We start from the raw sequence: 13,617 nt of genomic DNA, 5'->3' as shown, positions 1-13,617 counted from the left end.
GTGCGCTTCCGGATCCTCGGGCCCCTCGAGATCTCCGGCGCCGGGCACACGCTGACGGTCACCGCGGCACGGCAGCGGGTGGTGCTCAGCACCCTGCTGCTCGACGCGAACTGCGTGGTGTCCACCGCGCAGCTCGCCGACGCCCTGTGGGACGACGCCCCGCCGACCACCGCCCGCGGTCAGGTGCAGATCTGCGTGTCGGCGCTGCGCAAGACGCTCACCCGGCTCGGCCTGCCGGACCGCATCGTCACCCGCCCACCCGGCTACCTGATCGAGGTGGCCGACGGCGACCTGGACCTGCACTACTTCGACCGGCTGGTGCTGGCCGGGCAGCAGGCGCTGGCCGAGTCGCGGCTCGACGACGCGGCGGAGGCCCTGAGCGCCGCCCTCGCCCTGTGGCGGGGGACCGCCCTGGCCGGCGTGGAGAGCCCCGCGCTGCGGGCCGCCGCGACCCGCCTCGACGAGCGCCGGCTCGCCGTCACCGAGGACTGGCTCGACGTCGAGCTGCACCGTGGCCGGCACCAGCACGTCGTCGGTGAGCTGCGCGAGCTGGTCGCCACCCATCCGCTGCGGGAACGGCTGCACGCGCAGCACATGCGCGCCCTCTCCGGCGCGGGACGGCCGGCCGAGGCGCTGGCCGCGTACCGGTCGGCCCGTCGGCTCTTCCTCGACGAGCTGGGGTTGGAGCCGGGTGGCGAGCTGCGCCGCCTGGAGCGCGCCATCCTCACCGACGCGCGGGCCGACGAGTCGTCCGACGACCCACCGGTGTCGCCGCCGGTGCCCCGGCTGCTCCCCGCCGACCCGCCCGAGCTCTCCGGGCGGGATCGGCCGCTGGCCGTGCTCCGGGAGGCGCTGGCCGGAAACGACGGCGCCGCGGTGCCGTTGGTGGCGATCTCCGGCCCGGTCGGTGTGGGCAAGTCGACACTCGCGGTCCGTGCCGCGCACGCGCTCGCGCCGGCGTACCCGGACGGCCAGCTGTACCTGAACCTCCTCGACCCCGACGGCCGGCCGGTGGCGCCCGCGGCCGCCCTGGAGCGGTTCCTGCGCGCGCTCGGCCTGTCCGGCGACGCGGTCCCGGCCGGCCTCGACGAGCGCGCCGAGCTGTACCGGGACCGGATCGCCGGCCGGCGTGTGCTCGTCGTGCTCGACGACGTGACACACGAGCGGCAGGTGCTGCCGTTGCTGCCCGGGGCCACGGGCGCGGGCGTGCTCGTCACGAGCCGGCGGCGGCTCACCGGCCTCACCGGCGCCCGAGCGGTGCACCTCGACCCGCTCGACGTCGCGGACTCGGTGCGGCTGCTCGCCACCGCGCTGGGCCCGGCCCGGCTGGCCGCCGACCCGGCCGGCGCGACGGCGCTGGCCCGGCTCTGCGACGGGCTCCCGCTGGCGCTGCGGATCGCGGCCGCCCGGCTCGCCGCGCGGCCACACTGGACGGTCGCGCACCTCGCCGACCGGCTGCGCGACGAGGCCCGTCGCCTCGACGAGCTGACCTTAGGCGGGCTCGACGTGCGGGCCCGGCTCGCCACCAGCTACGCGGCGCTCTCCCCGGCGGCGCGGCTGCTGTTCCGGTCGTTGGGCGCGCTGCCGGCCGCGGACCTGCCGCTCCCGCTCGCCGGCCGGCTACCGGGCGTCCGCGACGAGATCGTCGAGGACGCCCTGGAGGAGCTTGTCGACGCGCAACTCGTCGACGTCGGCGTCGATCCGACCCGGTACCGGTTGGCCGGCCTGATCCGGCTCTACGCGGCGGAGCGGCTCGCCGGCGACGAGCCGACCACCCACGCCGAATCGGCCTGACGACGCCCTTCTCAGGAAACTGGCGCCGAGTAGAGCAGCCGGATCTGCGCGGTCCGGTAACCCGCCCGCGCGAACGCCGCGGCCATCGGCGCGTTCGTCGTGTCGGTGGTGGCCGTGATCAGCTCGGCGCCCTGCTCGGCGTGTATCCGGGTGATCTCGGCGAGCACGTCGTGGATGTGGCCACGCCCCCGCAGCTCGGGCACGACCCCCAGGTAACCGACGTTGCGGTTGTACGGCGTCGCCGAGGGGATCGCCAGCCCGGCGAGCGTCCCGTCGGTCGTGTGCGCCAGCCGCCACCACGACCGCTCGCCGGGACAGTCCAGGTAGAAGTCCATCTCCTCACGGGCGGTCGCCTCCGGACCCTTGATCGCCAGGTTGCGGCGGGTCTCCAGGTCCAGGCTGCCCACCGCGATCCGGCGGAAGACGTCGAGGAACTCCTCGTCGGAACCCTCCGAGAAGACGAGCCGGCTGCTCGCGGCGGGCACGCCGACCTCCGGCGTCCACTCCAGCCGCAACCGTTCCACCTCGTCGGTCAGCCCGGCCGCCCGAGCCGCGTCCCGCCGCCACGCCACCGCCGCCGCGACCGCCTCGTCGTCGCGCCAGCCGTTGGGCAGCGTCAGGTTGTACAGCGGAGGCTTCGGCGCACCCTGCTGCGTGAACGCCCGCAGCCCCGCGCGGAGCAGGCCGGCCGCGACATCCGCCCGGTCGGCGACCGTCGCGTCGACGTGCAGGCAGTCGAGGGCGACCGGATGCGTGCTGGACGCCTGTCCCCACCACAGCGCGCGGCCCACCACCCGCTGGTCGTGCTCGGCGATCCAGGTCCACTCCGGCCGGTACATGCCCTGGCGCAGTTCGTCGAGGTAGCGCTCGGCGTCGATGGTGCTGACCGGGTCGTCGACCGAAAAGCCGGTGACCCGGTCGAGGTCGGCGTCGGTGGTGGCGCGGAACAGCATGGATCCTCTTTCAGTGCTTGGCATAGGTGGAGATGGTCGCGCCGGTGCTGAACGCCCGGGTGTCGCGCAGCGCGAATCCGGTCACGGCGAACGGCGCCCGGAACAGCGGAATGCCGGTGCCGAGGACGACCGGGTAGCGCTTGACGACCAACTCGTCGATCTCGCCGATCAGGTGACCGGCGAGCGTCGCGCCGCCGCAGAGCCAGATGCCCGACCCGGCCTGGCGCTTGAGGTCCCGAACGAACTCCACCGGATCGCCGGCCACGATCTCGACCGCCGGGTCGCGCTGTTCGAGCGTCCGGGAGAAGACGTACTGCCGCAGGTGGGCGTACGGGCTGGTGACGCCGAGGGCCAGAGCCGGTTCGTACGTGGCGCGGCCCATCAGGACCGTGTCGAACGTGGTGTTCGGCGCCGAGGCGATCCCCAGCGGCTCGCGCGCGTGGGTCGGCAGGGTCTCCGGATACTCGGCCAGGATGGCCGCCGCCAGATCCCCCTCGAACGCGAAGAAGTCGAACTCGCCGTCCGGCCCGGCGATGAAACCGTCCACGCTTGTGGCGATGTAGTACGTCAGCTTTCGCACGGCACGCTGCTTTCCGAGGTGATGTCGACCGCTGGGACGCTAGCCGGACGGAACGCGGCCGGGGTCGGCGGTACCCATCCGGGCGCTCCGGTCAGCGCCGCGCCGGCATCAGGCGTCGGGCCAGCACCGCGTGGGCCAGCACCTCGGTCACGTCGACAAGCGGCAGCGGCCCCGCGCCGCCGCGCGGGGCGATCACCGGCAGCTCCGTGCACGCCAGCACCACGCAGTCGGCCCCGATCGGCCACGGGCCGGCCGCGATCAGCTCGGTCAGGCCGGCGCGCAGCGCCTCGACCGGCTCACCCCGTTTCACCCCGTCGATGAGCGCGTCCACCCGGCGCTGCGCCGGCGCGCTCGGGTACAGCGGGCGGGTCCCGGCCTGCAGGTGCGGCTCGTACAGCCGCAGGCGGGCGGTCGGGGCGGTGGCCAGGAAGACCGGACGGCGAAAGCCCCGCCCGGCCAGCACCGCGCCCACCTCGGCCAGCAGATCCAGCACCGGTACGGCCACCGCCCGGGCCACGTCGTCGCGGAAGGCGTGCGTGGTCGCCGACGGGATGACAAGCGCGTCGACCCCGGCGGCCTCCAGGTGCTTGGCCGCCCGTAGCAGCGCCGGCACCGGACTGGGCCCGACCCCCCGCAGGTACGCGATCCGGCTGGGCACCCGCTCGGCGACGAGCACCACCTCCAGGTGCTCGTCGTCCTCCACGGCCGGGGTGAGCTGGATGAGGCGCTGGTAGAAGTGGGCGACGGCCAGCGGACCCACCCCACCCACGACGCCTAGTCGGCGGATGTCCAACCCCGCTCCCGTAACGCGTCGGCGATCCGGGCCGCCAGCACGCTCGCGTGTGGCGCGTACACCAGGTCGTGGTGGTTGCCCGGCACCGGCACCACGTACACCGGGCCCCGGGTGCGGGCCCGCCAGCTCGCCGGGTTCACCGGCGGGTTGGTGAGCGTGGGATGCCGTTCGGTGGCCGTGAACAGGTGGATCGGGGCGCGGATCGGCGCGCGGGGCGCGTACCGGTCGGCGGCCCGGCCGTTCGCGGTGAAGACCGCCACCATCCGGCGCAGCGTCGCCGTGTCCGCGCCGCGCGGCACCCGGCCCCGCCGCTGCGCGTCGCGCAGCAGGATGGCGAGCGCCTCCTGCTCCTCGGCGGCGGCCAACTCGGCGACCTGCGCCGGAGCAAGCTCGGCGATCAGCCCGTAACGTTCCAGCTCGCTGCGCCCGGTGAACCAGGGCTCCAGCTCCTCCCGGCCGAACGCGCGCGCGTCCAGGACGCCGAGGAAGTCGACACGCTCGCCGGCCGCCTCCAACCGGGCCGCCATCTCGAAGGCCACGTTGCCGCCGAAGGACCAGCCGGCCAGCCGGTACGGCCCGCCCGGCGCCGCCGCGCGGATCTCGTCGACGTACCGCTGGGCCATCTCCTCGATGACCGCCAGGGGCGGGTCGTCGGTGTTGTAGCCCACCGCCTCGATGCCCCGCACGGCGCAGACCCCGGCCAGCTCCCGGGCGAGCTGCGCGTAGCAGGCCACGTCGCCGCCCTGCGGGTGGACCAGGAACAGCGGCGGCCGCTCGGTGGGCCCGTCGGCGAGCGGGACGAGCAACCGGTCGGTGGCGGCCGCTGCGGTGCCCAGCACGGCGGCGAGCCGTTCCACTGTGGGGTGGGTGAAGACCACGCTGAGCGGAACGGCGACGTCCAGTTCGCCGCGGATCGCCTCGACGAGGTCCACCGCCCGCAGTGAGTGACCGCCGACGGCGAAGAAGTCGTCGCGTACGCCGATCGGGCCGTGGCCGAGGACCCGTTCCCAGATCCGCACCAGGGTCAGCTCCAGGATGTCGCGCGGGGGCAGCGCGTCGACGCGGGGTGTCGGGGACGGGGCCGGCAGCCGGGCCCGGTCCAGCTTGCCGTGCGGGGTCAGCGGCAGCGCGTCAAGCGTCTGGAGCCGCGCCGGCACCGACTGCTCGGGCAGCGTGTCGGCAAGCCGGTCGCGCAACCCGCCCAGGTCGACGGCACCGTCGACGACCACGTAGCCGGCCAGCTCGCCGTCGTGCACGGCAGCCGCGGCGGCCCGAACCCCCGGGCAGGCGGCCAGGGCGGCCTCCACCTCGCCCAGCTCCACCCGGACACCGCGGATCTTCACCTGCTGGTCCCGGCGGCCATGGAAGATCAGCCGCCCGTCGGCGCGCCACCGGACCAGGTCGCCGGTGCGGAACAGCCGGGCGCCGGGCGGCCCGAACGGGTCCGGCACGAACCGCTGCGCGGTCAGCCCGGGCGCCCGCTGGTAGCCCCGGGCCAACCCCGGCGAACCGAGATACAGCTCGCCCAGGGCGCCCGGCGGCAGCAGCTCACCGCGCGGGCCGAGGACGTGGCAGCGCACGTGCGGGATGGGCCGCCCGATCGGCACCGCGCCGACCTCGTCACCCACCTCGTGGTACGTCGAGGTCATCGTGGCCTCGGTCGGGCCGTACTGGTTGACGAGCGCGATGTCGGGGGAGAGCTGCCGGGCGGCGCGGACGTGCTGCGCGCCCAGCGCCTCGCCGCTGACCAGGCCGAGCCGCACCGAGCCCGCGGCGCCCGGTCGAGCGCCGGCGGCGGTGGCCAGCGCGGTCAGCATCGGGGGCACCAGCGTCAGCAACGCCGTCACCCGGTGCCGCTCGATGGCGGCGAGCAGGGCGTACGGGTCGCGCGTGGCACCGTCGGGCGGCAGCACCACCCGTCCGCCGACCACCAGCGGGCCGAAGATGTCCCGGATGGACGCGTCGAAGGAGATCGCCGCCAGTTGCAGCACCACGTCCCGGTCGGTCAACCCGATCGGCCCGCTCAGGTACGCCAGGAAGTTGGCGATGCCCCGGTGCGGCGTCGGTACGCCCTTCGGCGCTCCGGTCGACCCGGAGGTGTAGTAGATCGCGGCCCGGTCGTCGGGGTGCGGCACGTGCCCGGGGTCGGTGGCCGACTCGGCCAGCACGGCCGGCCACTCCTCCTCAAGGCAGTACGTCGGCACGCCCTCGGTGGCGGCGGCCGGCCCGCGTCGGGCGAGCGCGTCGCGGGAGGTCAGGACCAGCAGGGGCGCGCTGTCCGCGACGAGGTGGGTGAGCCGGCCGGGCGGCGCGGCGGGGTCCATCGCGACGTACGCCCCGCCCGAGCGCAGCACCGCGAGCAGCGCCACCACGAGGTCCGTCGATCGGGGCAGCGCCACGCCTACCACCACGTCCCGGCCGACGCCGCGCCGACGCAGCCAGCGGGCCAGCCGATTGGCCCGCCCGTCCAGCTCGGCGTAGGTCAGCTCGGTCGTGGTCGGCTCGGTCGTGGTCGGCTCGGTGGTGGTCGGCTCGGTCAAGGTCGGCTCGGTGGTGGTCGGCTCGGTCGTGGTCGACGCGGCCGTCGTCGGCTCGCGCGCGCCGGCGCTCGCCCGTGCCGGTGGGTCGTCGCCGGGCGTGGCGAGGCACACCGCGACCGCGTCGGGTGTGCGGGCCGCCTGCCGGGCCACCAGCTCCGGCAGCGACGGCTGCTCCGGCACCGGCCCGACTTCGCCGCCCCACTCGGCAAGCAGCCGCCGCTCGGCTGCCGTCGGGCCCAGCTCGGACAGCCGCCGCTGCGGGGCGGCCACCACCGCCTGGACCGTCCGCACGTACGCGGCGGCGAACGCCTCGATCGTCGTCGCGTCGTACAGGTCGGTGGCGTATTCCACGGTGCCGCGCAGCCCGTCCGGGACCTCCACCACCGACACGTTCAGGTCGTACTTCGCCCCGCCCGGGCCGAGGTCCACCGCGTCCACGCCGACGCCGGGCAGCCGCAGCGCCGCGTCGTCGCGCTCCTCCGGGCGGAAACCCACCTGGAACAGCGGGTTACGCGACGGGTCCCGGGCGACCCGCAGCTCCTCGACCAGCCGCTCGAACGGCACGTCCCGGTGCGAGAAGTCGACGGCTGCGGCCCGCCGCACCCGATCCAGCAGCCCGGCGAAGCTCGGGTCGCCGCCGACATCGCCGCGCAGCACCAGGGTGTTGACGAAACAGCCGACCACCGGCTCCAGTTCGGCGTCGTCCCGGCCGGCCACCGGCGTGCCCACCACGACGTCGTCCTGGCCGGTGAAGCGGGCGAGCACCACCTGGAAGGCGGCGAGCAGGGCCATGAAGGTCGTCGCGCCGGAGCGCCGGGCCAGCTCGCGCACCGCCCGCGCGGTCTGGGCGGGCACCGTGAAGTCCACCCGGTCCCCCCGCCCCGACCAGGTCGCCGGTCGGGGTCGGTCGGTGGGCAGCGAGCAGTGCGGCAGGTCGGCGAGCCGGACCCGCCAGTGGTCGAGCTGGTCGGCGAACGCCGCCGGGCCGCGCCGCTGCTGCCAGTAGGCGTAGTCGGCGTACGTCAGCGGCAGCGCCGGCAGGTCCGGCGTCCGGCCGGCGGCGAGTGCCGCGTACGCCGTGCCTACCTCCCGCCACAGCACGCGCAGCGACCAGCCATCCACCGCCGCGTGGTGCAGCACCAGCACCACCGTGTGGTCGTCGTCGGCGACCCGGACGACCCGGGCCCGGGCCTGGGGGCCGCTCGCCAGGTCGAACGGTCGGGCCGCGTCCGTGGCGGCGAGCCGGAGCACCGTGGAGTCCTCGGCGTCGGGCAGGTCGGTGCGCACCACCTCGCACGGCGGGCCGGGGATCTGCCGGTCGGCGACGCCGTCGGCGACGAACCGAGCGCCGAGCGCGTCGTGCCGGGCCAGTACCGTGCGCAGCGCCTCGGTCAGCGCCGACGTCGACAGCGGCCCGCGCAGGCGCAGCACGCTGGGCACCAGGTAGCTGCCGTCGTCCGGGTGGAGGCGGTCGAGGAACCACAGCCGGCGTTGCGCGTACGACAGCGGAGCGACGGCCTTGGCCGGCCGGGCGGTCAGCGGCGGCCGGTCGGCGGCGGACGGGTCGATGTGGCCGGCGGCTCCTGCCGGCCGGGCGTCGTCGGCGGCCCCTGCCGGCCCGAGGGTGAGCGTGACGGCGTGGGCTGGACCCGCGCCGAGCGTGGCGGCCAGCTCGGCCGGCGTGGGGTGGGTGAACAGGGTCCGCAGGGACACGTCCACCCCCGTCGCCGCGCGCAGCCGGGCAGCCACCTGCAACGCGCCCAGCGAGTGCCCGCCCAGCTGGAAGAAGTCGTCCCGCACGCCGATCCGATCCCGACAGAGGACAGCCGTCCAGGTGTCCACCACCAGGCGTTCCAGGTCGGTCCGTGGGGCGACGTGGTCGGGCCCGGCCGGGCCTACGTCAGGTGGGGGCAGCGCGGCCCGGTCCACCTTGCGGTTCGGGCTGAGCGGCAGCTCCGGTAGCTCGACCACGATGCCGGGCACGAACGCGTCGGGCAGGGTGCCGCGCAGGTGCGCCCGCAGCGTCGCCACGTCCAGGGGCGCGTCGCGCCACACCACGTACCCGACGAGCTGCCGGTCGGCGTCCTCGCCCCAGGTGGTCACCGCCGCGCCGGCCACCGCCGGGTGCGCGGCCAGAGCGGCCTCCACCTCGCCCAGTTCGATCCGGTTGCCGCGTACCTTCACCTGCGTGTCCGCCCGGCCGACGAACTCGATGGTCCCGTCCGGGCGCAGCCGGGCCAGGTCGCCGCTGCGGTAGAGCCGGCCGCCGGAGCCGAACGGGTCCGGCAGGTAGCGCTCGGCGGTCAGCCGGGGCTGCCCGGCGTACCCGCGACCGACCCCCACCCCGCCGACGTACACCTCGCCGAGCACCCCGACCGGGACCGGCCGCAGCGCCGGATCCAGCACGTACACCGTGTTGTTGGGCAGCGGCCGGCCGATCGGCATCGGCCGGTCCGGTTGGACCGCGTGCACCTCGTACGCCGTGCACCAGACAGTCGTCTCGGTCGGCCCGTACAGGCACCAGAACCGGGACACCCGGCCGAGCAGCGCGGCGGCCAGCGCGCTCGGCACCGTCTCGCCGGACGCGCCGGCCCGCAGCTCGCCACCGGTCCACCCGGCGTCGACGAGCATCCGCCACATCGTCGGCGTGGTCTGCATGACGGTGACGCCGCCGCCGGTCAGCAGCGCGCCGAGCGCCACGCCGTCGGTGGCCGTCCGGCGCGACGCCAGCAGCACCGTCGCGCCGACGGTGAGCGGGCTGAGCAGCTCCGGCAGGGACAGGTCGAAGGCGTGCGAGGCGACGGCGGCCACCACGTCGGTGTCGGTGACCTCGAAGAGCCGCACGAACGCCGTCGTGAGGTTGACGATCGCCCGGTGCGGCACCATCACGCCCTTGGGCCGCCCGGTGGAGCCCGACGTGTAGATCAGGTAGGCCAGGTCGTCCGGCCCGGTGGCGGTCGTCGGCGGGGTGTCCGGCAGCCCGGCCAGCCGGTCGTCAAGCAGGTCGAGGCGCAGCAGTCGCGGGCCGGGCGGGGCACCGAGCCGGTCCCACACGGCGCAGGTGGTCAGCAGCAGCCGCGCCGCGCTGTCGGTGAGCACGTGCCGGACCCGGTCGGCGGGGTGGTCCGGGTCGACGGGCACGTACGCGCCGCCGGCCTTGAGGACGGCGACCAGCGCGACCACCAGCTCCGGCGTACGGTCCAGGCAGACGCCCACCGTGACGTCGGGGCCGACGCCGTTGTCGACGAGCAGGTGCGCCAGTTGGTTGGCGCGTCGCTCCAGCTCACCGTAGGTCAGCTCGGCACCGTCGGAGCGGACGGCGACCGCGGCCGGGAAGCACCGGGCCCGGTCACCGATCAGGTCGGCGAGCAGCCGGTCGTCCGGGTACGCGGCGCGGGTGTCGTTCCACTCCCCGGTGATCCGGGCGTGCTCGGCGGGTGGCAGCACCGCCAGCGCGGCGACCGGGCTGCCGGGGTGGGCCACCGCGTCGGCGAGCAGGCACAGGTAGCTGTCGACCAGACGCGCCACGGTGGCCGCCTCGAACAGATCGCTCGCGTACTCGACGAAGCCGCTCAGCCGGCCCTCGCGGCGGGTCAGCACCAGCTCGACGTCGAACTTCACCGTGCCGGTGCCGACCGGCACCGGCTCGACCACGCAGCCGGGCAGCTCGAACGGGGCGCTCTCCTCGTCCTGCACCGTGAACATGGCCTGGAACAGCGGATTGCGGGACAGGTCCCGGGACGGGCGCAGCTCCTCGACGAGTCGTTCGAACGGCACGTCGCGGTGTCCGTGTGCGTCGACGACGGCGTCGCGTACGTCGTTCAGCAGCGCCGCGAACGGCCGCTGGGGGCGCACCTGCGACCGGATCACCACTGTGGTGCCGAAGAACCCGACGACCGACTCCAGCTCGGGGTGCTGCCGGTCGGCGAAGAGGGTGCCGACGGCGACGTCGGTGCGGCCACTGAACCGGTGCAGCACGGCCGTGAACCCGGCCAGCAGCGCGTGGAACAGCGTCACCCCGTGCCGGGTGGCCAGCTCGCGCACCCCGTCGGCGAGCGCGTCGGGCACCGCGAAGTCGTACCTGTCGCCCCGGCCGCTGAACACCGGCGGGCGGGGATGGTCGGTTGGCAGCTCCAACGGCGACAACCCGGCCAGCCGCTGCCGCCAGTAGTCGAGCTGCCGGGTCAGCCGCTCGCCGCGCAGGTGCTCGCGCTGCTGGTACGCGTGGTCCACGTACCGCACGGGCAGCTCCGGCAGGGCCGGCACGGTGCCCGCCAGCAGGGCCCGGTACGCCGCGGCCAGCTCGGCCCAGAGCAGCGCCATCGACCAGCCGTCCACCGCGATGTGGTGGACCACAAGCACCACGTACCACTCGGCGTCGCCGGCGGTCAGCAGCTCGGCGCGCAGCGGCAACCCCGCGGCGAGGTCGAAGGGTTGCCGGACCAGCTCCCGGGCGCGGGCCAACGGGTCCGCGACGGTGGCGACGGCGACCGGGATCGCGCCCAGCTCGCGCGGCACCGGACGAGGCAGACCCTCCACCTCGGGGTAGCTGGTGCGCAGCACCTCGTGGCGCTCCAGCACGATGCCGAACGCGAGCCGCAGCGCGGCGGCGTCGAGGGGGCCACGGACCCGCAGCACCTCGGCGACGTTGTAGTCGGGCGCCCCGTCGAGGAACCGGTCGGCCAGCCACACCGACTCCTGCGCCGGCGAGGTGACGAGCGCGTCGTCGGGGCAGCGGGGCAGGGTCGGCGACGGCGCGGCCCGGCTCGCCTCGCGTGCCGCGCGTAGCCGTTGGGCCAGCAGGTCCGCCGTGCTCGACACGTCAGGCCACGTCGTCCGGCTCGCCGTCCAGGTGCCGGCGCAGGCTCGCCGGGCGCATGTCCACCCAGACCCGCTCGACGTGGTCGAGGCACTCCTCGCGGCTGCCGGTGGTGCCCTCGGCCCGCCAGCCCGCCGGCACCGGCCGCTCGGCCGGCCAGATCGAGTACTGCTCCTCGTGGTTGACCACGACGCTGTACGACAGCTCGTCGGTTTCGTTCGTCACCGCGCTGCTCCCTCCAGGTCCGCCAGCACGAGCCGCTCCAGCTCCGCCGCGGACGCCGCGATCGTCGGGTGGTCGAAGATCAGCCGCAGCGGGATGTCCAGGCCGAACGCCTGCCGCAACCGGCTGAGGACGCGCACGGCGAGCAGCGAGTGCCCGCCGGTGGCGAAGAAGTCCTGGTCGACGCCGACCCGGTCGACGCCGAGCACCGCGCACCAGATCTCCGCGACGGTCTCCTCGGTGACCGTCCGGGGCGCCAACAGCGCGTCGTCGTCGCTGCCGGGCGTCGGCAGGGCCGCCAGCGCGGCCCGGTCGACCTTGCCGTTGGGGTGCAGCGGCAGCCGGTCCAGCACGGTCAGGTGGGTCGGCACGGCGTAGCTGGTCAGCACCGTGCGCAGGTGGGCGCGCACGTCGTCGACCGAGCAGCGGCCGGCCTGCCGGGGCACCAGGTAGGCGGCGAGGTGTTTCGTTCCGGTGCCGAGCGCGAGCACCACCGCGTCGGCGACCTGCGGGTGGCCCCGCAGCGCGGTCTCCACCTCGCCCAGCTCGATCCGTACACCGCGGATCTTGACCTGGTGGTCGACCCGGTCGACGAAGGCGAGCGTCCCGTCCGGACGCTGCGCGCCGCGGTCGCCGGTGCGGTACATCCGGGCGCCGAAGCCGTCCGGGTCGGGCACGAACGCCACCGCGGTGCGTCGCGGGTCGCCCTGGTAGCCGCGGGCCAGCCCGACGCCGCCGATGCACAGCTCGCCGACGTCGCCGCCGCGGACCGGGTGGTGCCGGGCGTCGCGCACGGTGACCCGATTGCCGGTCATCGGCTGACCGATGGGCACGCTCGCGCCGTCGGCGAGGCCGTCGGCGGGCCGGCAGATGTGGTACGTCGAGTCGATCGAGACCTCGGTGGCGCCCCAGGTGTTGTCGAGCGAGACCCCGTCGGGGAACCGCGCGAAGAACCGCCGGACCAGCTCCGGGCGCAGCGCCTCGCCGCTGCACAGCACACTGCGCAGGCGGGTCAGGCCGGCCACGTCGGCGTCGGTGAGCGTCTCCAGGAACAGGTCGAACACGCTCGGGACGAACTGCAGGTGCACGGCCTCGTGCCCGATCGCCGCGTCGATGATGGCGCGCGGGTCGCGGTGCGCCCCCGGGGCCAGCATGGCGACCCGACCGCCGACCAGCAGCGGCCACAGCAGCTCGACAGCCGCGTCGTCGAACGTCAGCGTGGTCTTCTGCAGCACTGTCTCGCCGGGCTGGAGGTGGTGCCGCTCCTGCATCCAGCGCATCCGGTTGGCCCAGCCGCCGTGCGTGCAGGCGACGCCCTTGGGCCGGCCCGTCGAGCCGGAGGTGTAGTAGATCGCGCAGAGCTGGTCCGGGTGCGGCGGCGTCGACGCCGGCGGCGGACCGCCGGTGGGCGTGGCCTCGGGGAGCACGGCGACCCGGCCGGCGGCGCGCACCTCCCCGGCCAGGGACGGCCCCACCACGCAGACGGTCGCGGCCGCGTCGGTGAGGATCGCCTCCCGCCGGGCGGCAGGCGTCTCCGGCTCGATCGGCACGTACGCCCCGCCGGCGCGCAGCACCGCCAGCACGGCGGCCACCATGTGCGCCGACCGGTCCAGGACGAGCCCGACGGGCTGGTCGGCCCGTACGCCCGCCTCGCGCAGCGCGCCGGCCAGGTCGTCCACGCGGGCGTCCAGCGTCGCGTAGTCGAGCGTCCCGCCGTCGTCCACCACGGCCGGCGCCGACGGTGTCCGGTGGGCCTGTCGCGCGAACATCTCGTCCAGTGACGTCACGGCACCTCCTCGCCGGCAGCCACGGTGCCAGAGCCCGCTATCGATGCGCTTTCGCCGCGGTATGTCGCCCGGCCGGCGAATATCGACAGGGGTTGTCACGTCGCTACGGGCCTGGGTATGTTTCTGCCG

At 75.3% G+C, this 13,617-nt stretch carries 7 protein-coding genes; 1 reads left to right on the top strand and 6 read right to left on the bottom strand.

Features of this window, described 5'->3' with window-relative positions:
- A complete protein-coding gene (locus MILUP08_RS26805; protein ID WP_007463643.1) occupies window positions 1–1,794 on the top strand; it encodes an AfsR/SARP family transcriptional regulator in 1,794 nt (597 codons plus the stop codon).
- A gap of 11 nt (window positions 1,795–1,805) precedes the next feature.
- Here the strand turns inward: MILUP08_RS26805 and MILUP08_RS26800 are convergent, their stop codons facing one another.
- From MILUP08_RS26800 to MILUP08_RS26775, 6 genes are all read right to left on the bottom strand, one after another.
- On the bottom strand, window positions 1,806–2,747 hold the full coding sequence (locus MILUP08_RS26800) for a GNAT family N-acetyltransferase (RefSeq protein WP_007463641.1): 942 nt from the start codon (window positions 2,745–2,747) through the stop codon (window positions 1,806–1,808).
- 10 nt (window positions 2,748–2,757) lie between these two features.
- On the bottom strand, window positions 2,758–3,327 hold the full coding sequence (locus MILUP08_RS26795) for a dihydrofolate reductase family protein (protein ID WP_007463639.1): 570 nt from the start codon (window positions 3,325–3,327) through the stop codon (window positions 2,758–2,760).
- A 91-nt stretch (window positions 3,328–3,418) separates the two neighbouring features.
- On the bottom strand, window positions 3,419–4,096 hold the full coding sequence (locus MILUP08_RS26790; protein ID WP_202805238.1) for an aspartate/glutamate racemase family protein: 678 nt from the start codon (window positions 4,094–4,096) through the stop codon (window positions 3,419–3,421).
- Between the two features lie 5 nt (window positions 4,097–4,101).
- Complete coding sequence (locus tag MILUP08_RS26785; protein WP_007463635.1) at window positions 4,102–11,481, bottom strand: amino acid adenylation domain-containing protein; 7,380 nt, start codon at window positions 11,479–11,481, stop codon at window positions 4,102–4,104.
- A 1-nt stretch (window position 11,482) separates the two neighbouring features.
- On the bottom strand, window positions 11,483–11,704 hold the full coding sequence (locus MILUP08_RS26780) for an MbtH family protein (protein WP_007463633.1): 222 nt from the start codon (window positions 11,702–11,704) through the stop codon (window positions 11,483–11,485).
- On the bottom strand, window positions 11,701–13,488 hold the full coding sequence (locus tag MILUP08_RS26775) for a non-ribosomal peptide synthetase (protein WP_007463631.1): 1,788 nt from the start codon (window positions 13,486–13,488) through the stop codon (window positions 11,701–11,703). Before MILUP08_RS26775 ends, MILUP08_RS26780 begins: the two co-directional genes overlap by 4 nt.
- Between the last annotated feature and the right edge of the window lie 129 nt (window positions 13,489–13,617).

The sequence above is a fragment of the Micromonospora lupini str. Lupac 08 genome, from assembly GCF_000297395.2.
Taxonomy (GTDB): Bacteria; Actinomycetota; Actinomycetes; order Mycobacteriales; family Micromonosporaceae; genus Micromonospora; species Micromonospora lupini.
This window is presented reverse-complemented; position numbering and strand designations above follow the sequence as displayed.

Bases quoted from the DNA above. Each gene is read 5' to 3' on its own strand.
- MILUP08_RS26800 (WP_007463641.1), bottom strand. From the start codon at position 2,747: ATGCTGTTCCGCGCCACCACCGACGCCGACCTCGACCGGGTCACCGGC.